Origin of the sequence: Bergeyella anatis, assembly GCF_036016955.1 — a bacterium.
Lineage (GTDB): Bacteria > Bacteroidota > Bacteroidia > Flavobacteriales > Weeksellaceae > JAYWXI01.
Window position 1 is genome coordinate 46,616 of record NZ_JAYWXI010000013.1, and the last position, 16,697, is coordinate 63,312.

The window sequence follows — 16,697 nt, forward strand, 5'->3', positions numbered from 1 at the left end:
AAAGAGACGATTCAACAATCGTCTCTTTTGTTTTATAGGCCTTGGATCAGCCCGGTCTCTTCTTTCTTGTCTTTATTCAGAAGGTTGGGAGTCTCTTTGGCCAAGCGGTTTTTGGTTGGGATTTTATAGTTGACGGAAATCCCGAAACTACGGCTGTCCCATTTATTATAGAGCATGACGTTAGGCGTCTGTGCGATGGATCGTATTTGCATTCTTTGTCCATTTAAAATATCATTCGCGAATACCGAAATATTTAGACGGTCGTTCATGAATTTTTTAGAAAGGGTGATATCTAAATTGTTCATGAAAGGTTTTTCGGTTACGAAATAGAAATAATTGCCATTAGGTGTTAGATAACCGAAATTGGCGACCATTTTGATAGCCTTCGGAAGGATAAATTGGGACATGAGATTGATGATCCAAAAGCCTTTGGTTTTCATGTCGGGAATTTCGTGTTTTTGGTACCCGGCGTAGAGGTACATGAAGTTGATTTTATCCGGATTGAAATTCATTTTCATGACTTCCTTGAACGGTTTGGTAAAGACCATGAACGGAAGCGGAATGCCGACGTTGAAGTTATGAATTCTGAAATCCGAAAGGTTATCCTGATAGTTAATAATGACGTCATCTCTTCGGGATACTTTTTGGAGGATTTGATTTTTGGCTAAACTCACGTTATACCCGATAAAGGCGTAATCGAAAGCGGAGAGTTTGGCTTCAAAATTATCAAAGATTGTCGGTTGGAGGTTCGGGTTACCGGTGCTCCAAGTATTTCCGTTGGCCAGCATATTGTTGTTGGGGTTAAGGGCGGAAATACTTGGCAACGTGATTTTTTTGTTGTAATTAAGGGCAAAGTAAACCTGCTGCCCAAAGTTATATTGCACGCTGGCATTGGGGAAAAACCGGAATTGTTTGAAGGTTTCCAGCGGGGCGTAGGAGAGGGTATTGTTGTTGAAGGACTCACCCGAAATGTCATAGTCTTCGGCTCGCGTTCCAGCAACAAAGTCAAATTTCCCCGATTTGGCTTGAAGTTCGATATACGAAGCTGCGGTTTGTCTTTGATATTCTAAATTGGTCAAGCCGAAAGTCTGCGTTTCAAAATTTAATTTTTCGTAAAGTCCTCCGAAGCTTACTTTACCTTCATCTAAGAGGTTGATGGGTTGGGAGTAATCTACTTTGAAGGCGGCGGTTCTGGCATCAGAGAAGTTGTCGAGTGTCCGCTTGTTTAGTGGAACTCCGTTAAATTGCTGATTGTCCTGAAGGAAACGGTTGTCGTTTTTGTTGTAAGAAAAACGGAAGTCCAATTTTTTATTTTTGTCGTCGAATTTTTTTTGATAAGTTGCGATGAAGTCTTGGCGGCTACCCAAGGAACTGGTTTCGTCGAATCTTTCGTAGCGGGCGCTTTGGTAAAGGCCGTTGCTATTAATCCGGGCATCGTTGTTGTTGTGGTTTAGGTCGTAGTTCAAGATTAAGCGATCTTGGCCTATATCGAAGGTTAGGGCGGCTTTCATGAAGGCGCCGCGTCCCAGGCGGTCGTTGTACATGCTCGTGATGCCGTCGGAATTGCCTCTTTGTGTAGATTCCCTATAATTTTGCCCTACGTTAAGCTGCCAACCGAACCATTTATTTTTGGCATTGAGCAGGAGGGAGTTGTTCGTTCGGCTGCGCACTTTTTCTTCGTCGGTAAAAGAGTAATTGCCGGAATAGGTGGCGGTGAGGTAATTTTTCGCCGTTTTGGAAGTAATGATGTTCAGGATAGCTCCTCCGGAAGTTGCGGGAAACTCCGCTCCGGGTTGCGTGATGATTTCTATGCGTTCGATGGCGTTGGCAGGCATACCTTCGAGAAAGGCATTCAGTTCGTTGCTGGAGATGTTCAGGGGTCTGCCGTCCATGAACACGTCGAGCATTTTGCCTTGGTAGAGCATTCCGGCGACGTCGGAAGCGACCATTCCCGGAAGTTTTTTGATGCCGTCGAGTGCCGTCCCCGAATTGAGCTGGGGCTGTTCCGAAAAGTCAAAAATTGTGCGGTCGGCTTTTTGTTCGACCGCTTTTTTTACTTTTGTTAGTGTTACGCCTTCGATATTTTTTTCTTTAGGTTCCTTCGTTTGGTTTTTCTCTTGAGCCATGGTATAGAAAGAGCCGAGGAAAGAGAGAAGGATTAGATGTTTTTTCATTTAGTAAAAAGATTATGTTTGGGCAATCAGTCGGTTGAAGTCGGATGGCGTTACAATAGTTTTTGTTTTTTGCAATGGTGCAGGTTGGTTTGGCTTTGTTGGGGCTTGGTTTTTCTTTTGGCTTTTTCACTATAAATAACATAGCGATTAGGATTCCAAGTTTCTAAAATGGAAGGTTCTGTAGTAGGATTATCAGCATCCCTTTTACATAAAGCTGTAAGGCTAAGGCAACCATAGAAAATAATATGAGATTTCCCATTTGTTAAATATTTTAGAGTTTCCACACAGCAAATAAAAACTCAATCTTGTAAGAGGAGGATTTGAAAATTGGATAATTGTGTTGTTGTATTGAGGCGAATGTATTAATGCAGGAATGCAAACAAGAGAACTTTTTGTTATGGAACGATTCTTTTTGACAAATGTCAAAGGATGGTGAGGTGTAAAGCAAGACTTTTGCATCATTAAATCCATCAACAATGAAAATACAACACGTTATTGCGGGGGGAACGCTCTGTTTATCTACGTTAGGCTGGGCGCAGACCGCCCCCACGCTCCAAGAGTTGATAGAGAGTGCAATGCGCTTAGACTATAACCTACAGCAGCAGATGTTGGAAAATAAAAAAACAAAACTGAATGATGAAAAACTGAAAGATGTATTCTTGCCCAAATTGGAAGTTTCAGGGAAGGCAGGTTATCTTTATTCTCAAACGTATTTTTCTACATCGCAATTCAGTATTCCATCTTTGCTCAACCTTACACCGGCGATGGCTATTCCAGAGCAAAATAACAGATTAGCCCTCTCGGGTATTTCTACAATGGCAAAAGCAGAAGCCTCTATGTTGCTCTATTCTGGTGGGAAAGTGAAATACCTCCAAGAAGCCAACCGAGAGAAAAATCTTTCGGAAGAAGCAATGATGGCGAAAAATAGAGATGAAGTGATTACTTCCATTTCTAAGGCCTATGATCAATTTGCCTTGGTGCATCAATCTAAAAATGTTTTGGACGAAGCCAAAAAACGCCTTGAAATTAACAAAAAAACAGCAGAAAAAGCTCTAGGATATGGATTGATAATGCCTTATGATTATAAAAAAATAGAGCTTGCACAAGCGACTTTGGATTCTAAGATTGTAGAATATGAAGGAAGGAAGCGTCTGCTCATCACGCAGTTGAATCTTCTCTCTGGGATAGAGGCCGAGCGAATAGAAAAAATAGAACCCCAGCTGGTTCCGATACAATACGAAACAACAGAAGATAACCTCTCACAAAGAGCGGAAATAAAAGCCTTAACGCACGGTATTAAAGCCACAGAATATAACATCAAAGCAGAGGAACGTTGGTGGATTCCCAAAGTGGTTGCCCAATCTTCGCTCAGTTATATAGGTTTGCAGGATAATCATCTTAAAACCTCGAAGGCTTTAATTCCCAATACACATACCAATCTCAATCTCAACCCTTCCAATCTTAATGTTTTGCCGCTTTTCCAAGTCGGGGTGGGGTTTAGATGGGAGATATTGGATGGTAATGAAGGCAAGCACGCCGTAGAAAATGCTAAGATAGACCGAGCAATTTTGGAATCTAAAAAGGAAGAAGCTGCCCGATTGTTAAAATTAAATTTAGCTAATAATCAATCGCAATACGATATCGCTACCGCACAGATTCTGCTGAAACAAAAAGCAAAAGAAATTGCTCAGAAAGCCTTAGATAATGTAGAAAAAGAATTTCGCTACGGAACCAAAAAATCATCAGACTTGATAGATGCTGAAAACGACCTCCAAGGTGCTGAGCTGGAATATGAAACCGCTATCTTCAACCAAAGAAGAGCTGCCGTAGAGCTAATGAAGTCTACACAAAATCTAAAAATTGAAAGTTTATAAAACCTTTATAATTAATAATTTAATTGAAATGAAAACCATATATAAAACCATAGCCACTACCGCTTTATTTGCCACCCTTACAAGTTGCAATAGCACCCAGCCCGAAAAACCTATGGAAGGTAAAGTGAAAAAAGAGACCCTTGCATTTTCCCCAAAAGTTACGGGAAGAATATTGGAGATAAAAGTAAAAGAAGGGGACATTGTAAGGACGGGAGATACTCTTGCAATCTTAGATGTGCCGGAGGTGTACGCTAAAATCGCACAAGCTAAAGGAGCAACAGAAGCCGCAAGGGCTCAAATGCAGATGGCAAAAAACGGAGCGACTGTCGACCAGCTCGCACAGCTTAGAGCTAAGCAAAAAGGATTGCAAGAGCAGTATAACTATGCTCAAAAATCTTTGACCCGAGCAGGAAATATGTTCCGAGATAGCCTGATGTCGCCCCAAGCTTATGATGAAGTTTTTGCCAAATACCAAGGGGCAAAAGCCCAGTTGGATGCCGTGAATGCCGAATTGCACGATGTACTGAAAGGCACGCGACCAGAAAAAATAGGAATGGTAGAGGGACAACAAAACCAGGCAATGGGAGCTTTGCAGGAAGCTCATGTCGCTTATTCTGAGCGCTATATCATTGCGACTAACGATATGGAAATAGAAACCATTGCCCTAAATGTAGGCGAATTGGCTACGGCAGGATACCCTCTATTTTCAGGGTATATCCCAAAGACTACCTATTTCAGATTTACTATTCCCGAAAGTAAAATTGCCCAATATCCTAAAGGAAGCATCGTGAATATGCAGGTGGTGTATAATCAGCGGATGCTGAAAGGTAAAGTCGTTACCATAAAGCAATTGACCAAATATGCTGATATTACCACTGCTTTCCCGGATTATCAGATGGAAGAAGCGGTTTACGAAATCAAAGTCGCGCCTACCGATACCAAAGCAGTACAGGCGATTTTAGTGAATGCCAATGTGATTTTAAAATAATTGCTCAGGTTCATTATCATAAAATAGCCTTAGCAAAGGGAGAAAGCCACCTTATCACTAGTCGTAGAGATTATAGCCTCGAAGGTGAAACGCTCTATGGTTATCTTAATTCTAATCTAAATCAATGAAACATTTCTTATATCTTATCAAGCGGGAGTTTCGTCTGTTTTTGCAAAATGCCACCTTGCGAAGCGTCTTTCTTTTAGCTCCTTTGGGGTATGCCCTCATCATCGGATTTACTTATCAGAAGGGGAAAACAGAAAATTTACCCATTATTGTAATTAATCAAGACCATACGCCTCTCGCTAATCAAGTAGTAGAAATGTTACGGGATAACAAGACTGTAACGGTTCTGGAGTATCCGCAAGAACCCGCAAGTATAAAAGATGAGGTTATTAGGACGGGAGCCGCAGCGGTGGTTATATTACCTTCCAGATTTGAAGCCGATATTCTACAAAAAAAATATCCTGAAGTGAATGTTTATATCAACACTTCTAATATCATGACGGCCAACTTTGCTAGTAAGGCCATACAAGTAACACTGGGAACACTCTCCGCAGGAATGGAAATCAAAACCCTTCAACGGAGAGGAATAACCGCCGAGATGGCGAAAACTCAGTATGAACCCTTCAAGGCAAATTATATTACCCTATTTAATACCACCAGTAATTATCTCTACTTTATGTGGCCGGCCATGATGGCCGTAGTCCTTCAGCAGGTGATTTTATTGGCTATGGCGGTGAGTTTTGCGGCAGAGTTTGAACGGGAAAACTTCATTAGAGATTTTGCAGGAAAAGAGAAATATGCTGTGCTGGTGATGCTGGTGAAAAATTTGCCTATATGGGTGTTTTCTACCACCAATATTATCCTATTTTATCTGTTAGGGAGGTATTTTATGATTCCTATGCCAGAGGAATGGCTTTACTTCATTGTTATTACGGGGTTGTTTGTAGTAGCGTGCAGCAATCTTGGGGTGATGGTAAGCATTATTCTTCCCGATGCTTTGAAGGTCACCCAAATACTGATGGTGATCGCTTCTCCTGCTTTTCTGATGAGTGGCTACACTTGGCCACGAAATGCGATGCCAGAGTTCATCCGTGAGATTACGGACATTATCCCTCTCACTTCCTATCTGGAAGCGATGAAAATCTTGGTGATAGAGAAAGGGGATGTTGCTCTTACACAGCCTTACCTCATGCATCTATTGGTTTTAGCCGTGGTTTATTTTATGATAGGTTGGGTGGTTTTGAAGTTTAAAATTCAGCGTCTTTTCAAGAAATACCATTTGAGTGAAACCGAAACCAAGGAATAAAACTTTTTTGGAGTAAACAATGGAAATTTGATAGATTTTTGGCAGAGGACTTTTAAACTTAGTGAGAGGACTAGAACGTCAATTTTTTGTTGAAATTAAAGGTTGCTGTTTATTGCTTAGGGGGCTATGGCGTAATTTGAGTTGAAGTTTTAGAAATGATAAACTAAAACTCATAAGGGGCTTTTTTAGAAAACATACAGAGCAGTTCCGAAAAACCTGCGGGAGAATTTCAGAAAATATACTGAGGAATTTTTAAAAACTTGCGGAAGAATTATTAAATCTAAATTCAGCATTGCGGAAAAACGACATTATTGAATGACTATTTATCGCTTAATTCGTAAGATCTACGGCGTGATAATGGATGAAATCTTCCATGAGTTTTTTATTTTAGTGTAGGGGGAGTAGTCATTGTAATTTCTTATTTTCGCAAAAAAAAAACCGAAATGAAATTGTTGGAAGTCCTTTCGAGGCATTTTAAGATCGATGCTGAAATAGAACGATTCTTGGTGCAAGAAACTCTTACCCAATCTTTTCCAAAGGGGATCCTGCTCAGTCAGCAAGATGCCTATAATAAAACGGTTTTCTTTATGGAGTGTGGTTTAGCAAGAGTGTTCTACTATGAAAATGGTAAAGATATTACCACCAATTTTTATCCCGAAGAGAAGATTTTTGCTAATATAGACACTATTTTTACACAGCAGCCCACCCGCTACAATATAGAAACCGTGGAGCATAGCACTATTACCTATTGCAATTATGAGAAGCTGGAAGAGCTGTGTGCAGTCTCTTTACCCGCGGCTAATTTCAGTCGGTACATTTTAGGACATCTGATGACACAGATGGCTAAAAGGATGGCTTCTTTACAATATATGACGGCAAAAGAAAAATACGCGCAGCTATTGGAAGAAAATCCTAATATCATCCTAAGAGCCCCTTTGGGAATGGTGGCCTCTTACCTCGGAATTTCGCAGGAAACGCTCAGTAGAATCCGAGCAGAACGATAGAGAGAAAGCCTAAAAATTAATTTGGCTATAGACTAGCAAACATAAAATTTTAAAATCAAGAATGAAGTTGTTTCATTTTATGCCGACAATCAAAAGCGATTTAGGAGGGTTGATTTTTCAATCAATATGACAGAAAAAGAATACGCCGAATTGATAGGTAAAAGCAAAGAATATAGATATTACAACTGACCAAATTAAAAAATTTAAAAATGAAAAATATATTATTTTAGAGAAAATAGATGGAGTAAAAAAACTCTGCTCTACTGCACAGAAACTAAAGATGAAGACGGTGATTATTTTGTTCGTGTTAGAATGAACGACCTTAAAATAAAAAATGATGAATTTGACAAGAAATATAATTCAAGATGGAGATATTAAAAACTACCGATAACAAGGTATTGCCGCAGGCGGGGGTAATTGTTTTTTAGAAAATTTTGTTTACCTTTGAAGTATGATATTTTAGTTGAAGTTGGGTGCTAATAATCCTTGCCTTCGGCAATACCATGACCGTTGTAGTCAATTTAATCCAACGAAATATCGTATAGAATGCTTTGTTGATTTACCTAAATTTGGTACTTTTGGAAAAAATTGAAGAATATGAAAAATACATCAATATCTTTAGGAAACTATTTTGACGAATTTGTACAATCACAAGTTTCAGCTGGACGTTACAAAAATGTAAGCGAAGTGATTCGTGCGGGATTAAGACTTTTAGAAAATGAGGAAAGTAAAGTGATTGCTCTCAAAAATGCAATTCAAAAGGGATTAAATAGCCCAAGAGTTGAAAACTTTGATTTCGATGAAAACTTAATGAAGTTAAAGAAAGAAAAACGAAAAAATGGCTAAAATCACTCTAAGACAAGAAGCGATTGATGACTTGAATGATATTTGGGACTATACCTTTGAAATGTGGTCTGAAAATCAAGCTGACAAATACTATACATCAATTAAGTTTGCTTGTAATCAAATTGGACAAAATCCTGAATTAGGAAGGGTATATGAAGAGATGAATCACAATATTTTAGGATTAAAAGTTGGCAAACATATTATATTTTATCATCAGGTATCGGAGGATGAAATAGAGATTATTAGAATTCTACACGAACGAATGGATTTGAAAGGCAGATTGAAAAAATAAAAACTGGCTACAACATAGGCTTTACGAAAAAGCAGGTACGGTTTTTATTTGAAACTTCCCGCTTTTTCTATACACTTGTTTTTTAGGCTGATAGTGAGAGGTATTTTTTCTGCTTCTTCGTAAAACCCACTTGTTACCAGTAATTGTATGAAGACACTGCTCACATTGATAATTTTAATCTTAATGACTTTTGGTTGTACTAACAAACAGATAACGAAAGACAAAAAATTATCTGTGACAGAAACTCAAGAAGATACGGGCACAATTTTTAAACAAGTTGCCGACTTTCCGACAATAAAAGACACGACCAAATTTACTACAGACCTGCGACAAATTTTCGAGCTTGAAGTTGACGAAAGTTCATTTCAAAAAGCAAACGAAAAAATCACCACATATAAAAAAAGTGAAAATCTATGGTTCAGACAAAGACTACTTATTTATTGAGGCTCTAGACTAGCAAACATAAAATTTTAATACCTTTTTAGTTGTTGTTTGCTGTTGTAAAAATAAAAAAATGGGGGTAACTTTTAGACGAAGTCGTTAAAAAAGTTATCCCTATTTTTTTATCAACTTCCATAACTCCTTTTCCATTTCTTTTGGTTCCTTTCTCCATCTCCACTCGCATTCTTTTAAGTGAACATTAAAGGTGGATTTTACACCATTAAACTTTGCTAATCTTCGCTTCGTAAAACTCCAAAAACTTTCTATCCCGTTAATATGAACACCGTTCTGATTTGAAAAACTTTTGCTCTTATCAATCCTAAAATGCTTCTCATAACCCATATCTAAAGTCCACCATAACCCCGCCAACCATCTGTAAACAAAATACTTTCCAATGAAACTTTTCCTTGAATAACTTTTCTTAATGTTTCACTTTTTGCATTTGGAATCAATTCGGTATAAACCCTGCCTTCTCTTTCAAAAACTCCAAAAACAGGTTGTTTCCAGGTTCCTCTTCCTCGTTTTTGCGGCATATTAACCCCTCGTAATCTTCTGGCTCCAAAATAGGCTTCGTCTAATTCAAATTGGCTACGCCGAACCACTTCGTTAGGTTTCTCCAAAAAACAAACTCAAATCTGCTTGTTGTTTTTCAAAAATTACCTCCCTAAAAATCCTAAAATAGCGGTTGATAGTATTCCTGTTGAGTCCTAAAATTTCTGCGGTTTTCGTAGCATCAATATCGCTACAAAAAAAACACTTCATTATTTTTTTTATTTTATAATCGCTGATTTTACTCCTATTCATAAGACTTGTCAACAAATTTAATCATCACTTCCTAGTCTTAAGCCTTAATTTTTTATGAACATAAATGGAAATGTATACAAGTAGCTATAAATAAAAAAGCCCGAAAAATAGAAATAAACGGAATGTACAGAAACTTCTATTTACTACCACTAGCATAGGCTTTAATTTCTCTTTTAAGCGTAATAATGATATTAACCATAATTACCATAGAAAAACCTACAAAACTGATTTAGATCTAATGAAATTTTGTAATTGTTAGTGATGGCGGACTTCCGTTCTGTTAGAGCGTATGGGAAATTTGAAATGCACAAAACAGTATTGGGATCCAATGGGCAGCCTCTTGACAACGGTTGAGTATTTACGAAGAATCGGAAGAAAGACCACTTACGATCAGCCTATAAGAAAAATTTAAGAAAAAAAACAAAGTAGCAAACTAAAACCCGACCCGCTTTTTTGTAAAGCCTATGTTGGTGGTAGTTTTCATCAGCTGAATCAATCTTTTCCCCTTTGCTTAACATATAATCATTTATAATTACGACTCTTATTTTCTCATAATCTTGTAAAAAAATGCACCAAAAGAAACTATTATAATAAACATTCCAAATAAATCAAACCCTTTTTCTACCATATAAATTGCTCGTATAGTACCAATCATAAAAAAAATAAAAGCATACAAATATTTGCTTAATAACACCTTTTTCTTTTCTATGTCTTCAACGACTAAAGTCCCCGAAAACTTATCGTGAATCGCCAACTTTTCGTCATCTACTGCTGAGAGTATTGAAAAAAAGCGTAAAATGTTTCTTCTTACTAATTGAATTAGATTAGGTTTTTTGAAATATGATGAACTAATGACCTTTGTTTTTGTTTCATATTTACCAAATGTTTTACCTAAAAAATATTCTGTGATGAAATAATATAAGAACCTAATCAGGTAATATGTTAAAACACTTAAAATAATTGAATCTGAAAATATATACATCAGAACAACAAAAGGAATAGAAAACAAACTGCTAATTATAAAGTCCATTATAAAATTTAGCACTCTTTTGTCTTGGTCAGCCAATATATAATCTCCGATTTTTTTATCTGCTTCCGTTATCTTCATTTGTCAAACTATTTAACTTATGACTTATTTTACCTTGTCTTTTTTTTATCTTCTTTTTACTATATGCACACAATATCAAATAAAATTGCCACCAATACTTTCATATTCAACTCGAATTTCAAAAAGACCTTTTCTTCAATACTTTAAAAAAAATTGTTGGAACACGAGCGATAATCGTTAAAAAAAGGATTTCGTCAATTTTGCCCTTATACTTTATCAGTTAAGGGGGCAAAAAAGTCGTCAAAGTAGTCCTTGTAAAAAATCATGTCTCTGAGCAATTTATGTTCTGTGAAGCTAACTAATAATAGAATATTATCAAAATTAAAATAAATGATGTTTGGGGAAATTCTTTAATTGGCTGTGAGTTTGATAAAATTGCCACCAACGTGAAAATACACTAAACACACTGAAAAAACTTAGATTGTAATGGGGGGGATTTTTTTGCAATGGTGCGGATTGGTTTTTCTTTTGGGAAATTATCTCTAAATTCGTGAGCTGATAATGAGGGACGAATGAAGGGGTAGGGCTTTGGCGATTAAAAGACTCACTGTTTTGAAAGATTATTATTATTTTTTAGGGGTGCCTCCAAAGGCTTCTCAGGAAGTTATCAAGCAGGCTTACCGTAAACTTTCTTTGAAATACCATCCGGACAAAAATGAGGGGGATGATTTTTTTGCGGCTCGTTTCAGGGAAATGACCGAGGCTTACGAAACGTTGGGTGACCCGGAGCGTCGTCGTTTGTACGATGGGCATTATCGTCGCGTGTACCGTCGTCTTCGGAGTGATTCTCCGCCGCTGATTACACAATTTTCGATGGATAAAGTGGAGGGGGAAGTCGGGGAAAAGTTGGTGGTCAAATGGCGGGTGGAAAATGCCGATGTGGTTAAACTTTTACCCTTTGGGTTGGTTGAATCTTCTGGGGAGCGCGAATTTCAGATAGAAACCTTCCATGAAGGCGAATTTAAACTTTTGCTCCATGCCCAAAATACATTTTTGAGACAAACGGCGGTGAGGGCTTTAGTGGTAAAGGAGCGTAAAACTCATGACGATTTACCGCAGGCTGTTTTGAAAGAAAAGGCGATAGAACCCGGGCTTCATTCTTTGGGAGGTTCCAAGGGATGGCTTTGGGGGCTTGTTGTTTTGGTTGTTTTGATTTTGATTTTTTTTGGGGTGCGAACCGGGTTGTATTAGGCCATTTTAAGCCTTCCGGGGCATTTTTTGCACCGTTTGCCTTTTTTGAACTTTTTGCAGCAATTTTTTTTCCCGCAGTATAGAGGTTCGGTTGGATGGTTTGCGGGCATTAACGGGGCGACTTTAAAGGGGGGGATGAGTGTATTCATGGGGCAAATATAAAATTTATTTAGAATAAGTCCAAATAAAATCAAGAAGATTTGAAAGTCTACGAAGTGAAGGTTTCAAAGGTAAAGTAAACTCTCGTTGGGCGAAGGAAAGGTTTTGGCACGGCGGATGAAAAGAACAAAAAGATTTGAGGGCTTATGAAATCAAAAGGACTTTTTTGTTTTTCCCGATAAAAATAGGCATCTTTGGTGCATGAAATTTGGATTGATTAAAGAAAGGAAGAGTCCGCCTGATCGTCGGGTGGTTTTTTCGCCTGAGACGGCAGGTTCGTTTTTGGAGGCTTTTCCGCAGGCTGAGCTGCTTGTGGAAGCGTCGGATTTGCGGGTGTTTGGGGATGAGCAATATGAAGCTAAGGGGCTTGAGGTAACGAGCGATGTTTCCGATTGCGATGTTTTGCTGGGGGTAAAGGAAGTCCCCGTTGAGGCTTTGATTGCCAATAAAACCTATTTCTTTTTCTCTCATACGATAAAAAAGCAGCCTTATAACCGGGATTTACTTCGGGCGGTTTTGGATAAGAATATCGTGCTTTACGATCATGAAACGCTGGTGGCTGCAGATGGTGGGCGTTTGGTGGGATTCGGTCGTTATGCGGGGATTGTAGGAGCCTATAACGGGTTTCGTGCGCTGGGCGTTCGTACGGGGAGGTTTAGTCTTCCAAAGGCGGAAAGTCTTTCTTCCCGGAACGATTTGATCGCCGAACTTTCCAAAATTGAACTTCCGGTCATGAAGATTGTTTTGACGGGGCGGGGCAAAGTGGCTTACGGGGCAAAAGAAATGCTGGATGCCATGCAGATAAAGGAGGTGGATGTGGAAGCCTTTTTGGGACGTGATTTTTCCGAGCCGGTTTATGTGATGTTAGATGTTTTGGACTATAATCGAAGAAAGGACGGGGCGATGTTTGGGATTGAAGATTTCTTTGAATATCCGGAAGCGTACGAGAGCGATTTTGAACGTTTTAGCCGTGTGGCGGATTTTTTCATTGCGGGGCATTTTTACGGTAGCGGTTCGCCGGTGATTTTATCGCGGGAGATGCTTCTTGCTTCTGAAAACCGTATTCGGGTCGTGGCGGATATTTCTTGCGATATCGACGGTCCCGTGGCTTGTACCATCCGTCCGAGCACTATTGAATCTCCTTTTTACGGTTATTGTCCCGAGCGTCATGCAGAGACGGCATTGGACGATCCTGAGAGTATTACCGTTATGGCGGTGGATAATCTTCCTTGTGAACTTCCCAAGGATGCGAGTGAGGGCTTTGGCGAATTATTTTTGGAGAAAGTTGTTCCTGCTTTTTTTAATGGGGATAAAGATGGGATTTTGCAGCGGGCTAAGGTTACGCAACATGGGCGTTTGACACCGAGTTTTGCTTATCTTCAGGATTATGTGGATGGCAAGGCTTAAGTTAAAGGATTAGCGAAGTAAAAACAGACAGATTAAAAATATAAAGTTGAAAATTATGGCAGATTGGATTACAGTCAAAGGTTATGAGGATATTACTTACAAAAAATGCAACGGGGTGGCTCGTATTGCTTTCAACAGACCAGAGGTGCGTAATGCATTCCGTCCGAAAACCACTTCGGAGCTCTACGATGCTTTTTATGATGCGTACGAGGATGCTTCCATTGGGGTGGTGATTTTAACAGGGGAAGGTCCTAGTCCGAAAGACGGCGGCCATGCGTTTTGCAGTGGCGGGGATCAGAAGGCGCGTGGGCATCAGGGGTATGTTGGGGAGGACGGCCGACATCGCTTGAATATTTTGGAGGTGCAGCGGCTGATCAGGTTTATGCCGAAAGTGGTGATCGCGGCTGTGAACGGTTGGGCTGTTGGTGGGGGGCATTCGCTTCATGTGGTTTGCGATTTGACTTTGGCCAGTCGGGAGCATGCCATCTTTAAGCAGACGGATGCCGACGTAACCAGTTTTGATGGAGGGTATGGATCGGCTTATTTAGCCAAGATGGTGGGGCAGAAAAAAGCCCGTGAAATTTTCTTTTTGGGTCGAAATTATTCGGCGCAGGAGGCTTTTGAGATGGGGATGGTTAACGAGGTGGTTCCTCATGCGGAGCTGGAGGATACGGCTTACCAATGGGCTCAGGAAATTCTTGCCAAATCCCCAACTTCGATACGGATGCTTAAATTTGCAATGAACCTTACTGACGACGGAATGGTAGGACAGCAGGTTTTTGCGGGAGAGGCTACGCGGTTGGCTTACATGACCGAGGAGGCCAAAGAAGGTCGCAACGCCTTTTTGGAAAAGCGAAAACCGGATTTTGGTGAAAACCAATGGATTTCCTAATCTGAAAAAAATAAGTGAACCGTCCGATGCTTTCGGGTGGTTTTTTGCTTTTTGGGAGGCGCATGGGTTTTGTGGTGTGGAATTTTCAGGTGAGGGTAAGGGAATAATCTGTATATTTGCACCATAAAATAAAGCAAACCAAACCAAACGATGACGAACCCTTTATTCTATGCGAAGATTCTCCTTTTCGGCGAATATGGGATTATTGAGGATTCCCAAGGCTTGACGCTGCCGTACAGTTTTTATAAGGGAACACTCAAATTTTCCGATCTTTCGACGGACTTTGAGAAAAAGTCGAATCAGAGTCTCAAAAGCTATTCGGCTTATTTGGCGGAACTGGCACTACCTGAGGGGTTTCGTTTGGACGTGGAGGCACTTTCCCGGGATATTGACCAAGGGTTGTTTTTCGATAGCAATATTCCCCAAGGGTATGGCGTAGGAAGTTCGGGGGCTTTGGTTGCGGCTATTTTTGAAAAATATTCGTTGAAAAAATACGATCCTTCCACGATAGGGAAAGAGGATCTGAAGTCGCTTAAAAAAGTGTTTGGTCTTTTGGAAAGTTATTTTCACGGAAAGAGTTCGGGGATCGACCCTTTGATTTGTTACATGAATTTGCCGATTCTTATCGAGAATAGGGAAGAGGTAGACAAAGTGGCTATTCCCGAGGGGGAGCAGGGGAAAGGAGCTATTTTCCTCATTGATTCCGGTGTGGTGGGCGAAACGGGGCCCATGGTGCAAATTTTCTTTGAGAAAATGAAGACCGAAGGTTTTCGCAAAACGTTGAAAGACGAATTCATCCGCTATAATAATGCGTGCATAGAGACGTTTTTGAAAAAGGACATGAATCCGTTTTTCAAGAATCTTAGAAACCTCTCGGTGTGGGCGTACGAGCATTTTAAACCGATGATTCCTGAAAGTTTGTATAAACATTGGAAGAAGGGGATTGATACCAACGCCTATTACCTAAAGTTGTGCGGAAGCGGAGGTGGCGGGTATATCTTGGGCTTTACCATGGATTTTGAAAAAGCCGATAGAATGTTGGAGGGCTTTCATAAAGAAATTATTTACCGTTTTTAAGGCCGAGGAGTGGCGAGGGACAATATTTCGGAGGTAGGGTCTGCCGTTTTTGGTCTTCAAATTTTAGTCAAAGAGGCCTTTTTTCTATGAGGACATCCGAAAATCCGCTCGTGTATCGTATCGCCCAGTTGATTAGTTTTTTGCTGGGGATAAGGGTTTTTGTCCTTGTGTTTTTTGCTTTTACGCTGTACGTTTCCACTTTTTTTCTTTTTAGTCAGGAGGAGTCGCTTCGCCGTTTTGTGTTCGACTATAAAGTGCATGGCATTATTGTTTGCTCGGTCTTGAGCATTGCAGCGGGGGGACTGATTAACCAATTTTACGATTTGGAAAAAGACCGTTTGCAGCGGCCTTTCCGCTCCAAGCTGCAGCGGTTTCTTAAGCAGAAATACTTTCTGTATTCCTATGTGGTTCTCAATGCTTTTTCCTTAGGGGTGGCAGGAATTTTATCTTTTCGTATTTTCATTTTTTTCGTGGTGTATCAGTTTCTGATGTGGTTTTACAGTCATAAACTGAGTAAATTGTTGGTTTGGAATAATTTGGTTTTTGTTTCTTTGACGCTTTATCCGTTTTTTGGGATGTTGGTTTATTACCGGCATTTTTCGCAGATTATTTTTTTGATGGCGGTGTTTTTGTTCATTAGTCTTTTGATTATCGACCTTATCAAAGATATTCTTACCATGCGTCCGGATGCGGTGTTTGGCTACCGTACGTTGCCTATTGCGGTAGGGGTTAAGGGGACGGTGCGGGTTTTGGGACTTCTTTTGGTTTTAAATGCGGTTTTGGGGCTCCTGATTAGTTCTTTAGGTGCGTTGGGGTGGATGGATGGTTATTTTTTAGCTTCTTCAATCGTGTTTTTGAGTGCGCTTTATCCGCTTGTGTTTTTTAGGCTCAGACGGGTGTTTTGGTTGTTGAACTTATTGAGGCTGTGGGTATTTGTTGGGGTTTTATTCATGCTGTTTAACGGGGTGTCGGAACGGGGGATGGGCGCTTTTTATTTTTCCTTACTTTTTTAGTTTACTTGAATTCAACTTATAAATGCAACTTTTTGGGTGCGGATAATAAGCAATAAAAACATTTATTTTTCAGAGAGGAAAGAGAGACAATGTCCCCCTTTCTCTCACTCTGAAT

The 16,697-nt window shown here is 39.7% G+C and carries 13 protein-coding genes and 1 pseudogene; 11 read left to right on the plus strand and 3 right to left on the minus strand.

What is annotated here, in order from left to right; all coding sequences use genetic code 11:
* Nucleotides 1-32: 32 nt before the first annotated feature.
* Nucleotides 33-2,174: a TonB-dependent receptor domain-containing protein gene (locus tag VQ048_RS09775; protein WP_327611514.1), complete on the minus strand. Its 2,142-nt coding sequence runs from the start codon at nt 2,172-2,174 to the stop codon at nt 33-35.
* A 476-nt stretch (nt 2,175-2,650) separates the two neighbouring features.
* Between VQ048_RS09775 and VQ048_RS09780 the strand changes: the two genes are divergently transcribed.
* The 6 genes from VQ048_RS09780 (at nt 2,651) to VQ048_RS09805 (ending at nt 8,490) form a co-directional block, all read left to right on the plus strand.
* Nucleotides 2,651-4,048, plus strand: a complete 1,398-nt coding sequence (locus VQ048_RS09780) for a TolC family protein (protein ID WP_327611515.1) — start codon at nt 2,651-2,653, stop codon at nt 4,046-4,048.
* A gap of 28 nt (nt 4,049-4,076) precedes the next feature.
* Nucleotides 4,077-5,036 carry an HlyD family secretion protein gene (locus VQ048_RS09785; protein ID WP_327611516.1) on the plus strand — a complete coding sequence of 320 codons (960 nt, stop codon included), beginning with the start codon at nt 4,077-4,079 and terminating at the stop codon, nt 5,034-5,036.
* Between the two features lie 124 nt (nt 5,037-5,160).
* Complete coding sequence (locus tag VQ048_RS09790; RefSeq protein WP_327611517.1) at nt 5,161-6,348, plus strand: ABC transporter permease; 1,188 nt, start codon at nt 5,161-5,163, stop codon at nt 6,346-6,348.
* A gap of 443 nt (nt 6,349-6,791) precedes the next feature.
* Entirely contained in the window at nt 6,792-7,352 is a 561-nt protein-coding gene (locus VQ048_RS09795; RefSeq protein WP_327611518.1) for a Crp/Fnr family transcriptional regulator, read from the plus strand.
* A 597-nt stretch (nt 7,353-7,949) separates the two neighbouring features.
* Nucleotides 7,950-8,198, plus strand: coding sequence for a type II toxin-antitoxin system ParD family antitoxin (locus tag VQ048_RS09800; RefSeq protein WP_327611519.1), 249 nt, complete (start codon nt 7,950-7,952; stop codon nt 8,196-8,198).
* Nucleotides 8,191-8,490, plus strand: coding sequence for a type II toxin-antitoxin system RelE/ParE family toxin (locus tag VQ048_RS09805; protein WP_327611520.1), 300 nt, complete (start codon nt 8,191-8,193; stop codon nt 8,488-8,490). Before VQ048_RS09800 ends, VQ048_RS09805 begins: the two co-directional genes overlap by 8 nt.
* Before the next feature lie 555 nt (nt 8,491-9,045).
* Here VQ048_RS09805 and VQ048_RS09810 read toward each other — a convergent pair.
* Together VQ048_RS09810 and VQ048_RS09815 are read right to left on the minus strand one after the other, a co-directional pair.
* Nucleotides 9,046-9,735, minus strand: a pseudogene (locus VQ048_RS09810) (IS1595 family transposase).
* A 541-nt stretch (nt 9,736-10,276) separates the two neighbouring features.
* Nucleotides 10,277-10,843, minus strand: a complete 567-nt coding sequence (locus VQ048_RS09815; protein WP_327611521.1) for an RDD family protein — start codon at nt 10,841-10,843, stop codon at nt 10,277-10,279.
* A 552-nt stretch (nt 10,844-11,395) separates the two neighbouring features.
* Between VQ048_RS09815 and VQ048_RS09820 the strand changes: the two genes are divergently transcribed.
* From VQ048_RS09820 to VQ048_RS09840, 5 genes are all read left to right on the plus strand, one after another.
* Complete coding sequence (locus VQ048_RS09820; protein ID WP_327611522.1) at nt 11,396-12,034, plus strand: J domain-containing protein; 639 nt, start codon at nt 11,396-11,398, stop codon at nt 12,032-12,034.
* 360 nt (nt 12,035-12,394) lie between these two features.
* Nucleotides 12,395-13,600 carry an NAD(P)-dependent oxidoreductase gene (locus VQ048_RS09825; RefSeq protein WP_327611523.1) on the plus strand — a complete coding sequence of 402 codons (1,206 nt, stop codon included), beginning with the start codon at nt 12,395-12,397 and terminating at the stop codon, nt 13,598-13,600.
* A gap of 55 nt (nt 13,601-13,655) precedes the next feature.
* On the plus strand, nt 13,656-14,492 hold the full coding sequence (locus tag VQ048_RS09830; protein WP_327611524.1) for a 1,4-dihydroxy-2-naphthoyl-CoA synthase: 837 nt from the start codon (nt 13,656-13,658) through the stop codon (nt 14,490-14,492).
* A 150-nt stretch (nt 14,493-14,642) separates the two neighbouring features.
* Nucleotides 14,643-15,569, plus strand: coding sequence for a mevalonate kinase family protein (locus VQ048_RS09835; protein WP_327611525.1), 927 nt, complete (start codon nt 14,643-14,645; stop codon nt 15,567-15,569).
* 86 nt (nt 15,570-15,655) lie between these two features.
* Nucleotides 15,656-16,582 (plus strand): UbiA family prenyltransferase, encoded by a 927-nt coding sequence (locus VQ048_RS09840; RefSeq protein WP_327611526.1) that lies wholly within the window; start codon nt 15,656-15,658, stop codon nt 16,580-16,582.
* Nucleotides 16,583-16,697 lie beyond the last annotated feature (115 nt).

Excerpts from the sequence above, each read along its gene's own strand:
- VQ048_RS09775 (WP_327611514.1), bottom strand. The coding sequence starts at position 2,174 with ATGAAAAAACATCTAATCCTTCTCTCTTTCCTCGGCTCTTTCTATACC.
- VQ048_RS09780 (WP_327611515.1), top strand. The coding sequence starts at position 2,651 with ATGAAAATACAACACGTTATTGCGGGGGGAACGCTCTGTTTATCTACG.
- VQ048_RS09785 (WP_327611516.1), top strand. The coding sequence starts at position 4,077 with ATGAAAACCATATATAAAACCATAGCCACTACCGCTTTATTTGCCACC.
- VQ048_RS09790 (WP_327611517.1), top strand. The coding sequence starts at position 5,161 with ATGAAACATTTCTTATATCTTATCAAGCGGGAGTTTCGTCTGTTTTTG.
- VQ048_RS09795 (WP_327611518.1), top strand. The coding sequence starts at position 6,792 with ATGAAATTGTTGGAAGTCCTTTCGAGGCATTTTAAGATCGATGCTGAA.
- VQ048_RS09800 (WP_327611519.1), top strand. The coding sequence starts at position 7,950 with ATGAAAAATACATCAATATCTTTAGGAAACTATTTTGACGAATTTGTA.
- VQ048_RS09805 (WP_327611520.1), top strand. The coding sequence starts at position 8,191 with ATGGCTAAAATCACTCTAAGACAAGAAGCGATTGATGACTTGAATGAT.
- VQ048_RS09815 (WP_327611521.1), bottom strand. The coding sequence starts at position 10,843 with ATGAAGATAACGGAAGCAGATAAAAAAATCGGAGATTATATATTGGCT.
- VQ048_RS09825 (WP_327611523.1), top strand. The coding sequence starts at position 12,395 with ATGAAATTTGGATTGATTAAAGAAAGGAAGAGTCCGCCTGATCGTCGG.
- VQ048_RS09830 (WP_327611524.1), top strand. The coding sequence starts at position 13,656 with ATGGCAGATTGGATTACAGTCAAAGGTTATGAGGATATTACTTACAAA.
- VQ048_RS09835 (WP_327611525.1), top strand. The coding sequence starts at position 14,643 with ATGACGAACCCTTTATTCTATGCGAAGATTCTCCTTTTCGGCGAATAT.
- VQ048_RS09840 (WP_327611526.1), top strand. The coding sequence starts at position 15,656 with ATGAGGACATCCGAAAATCCGCTCGTGTATCGTATCGCCCAGTTGATT.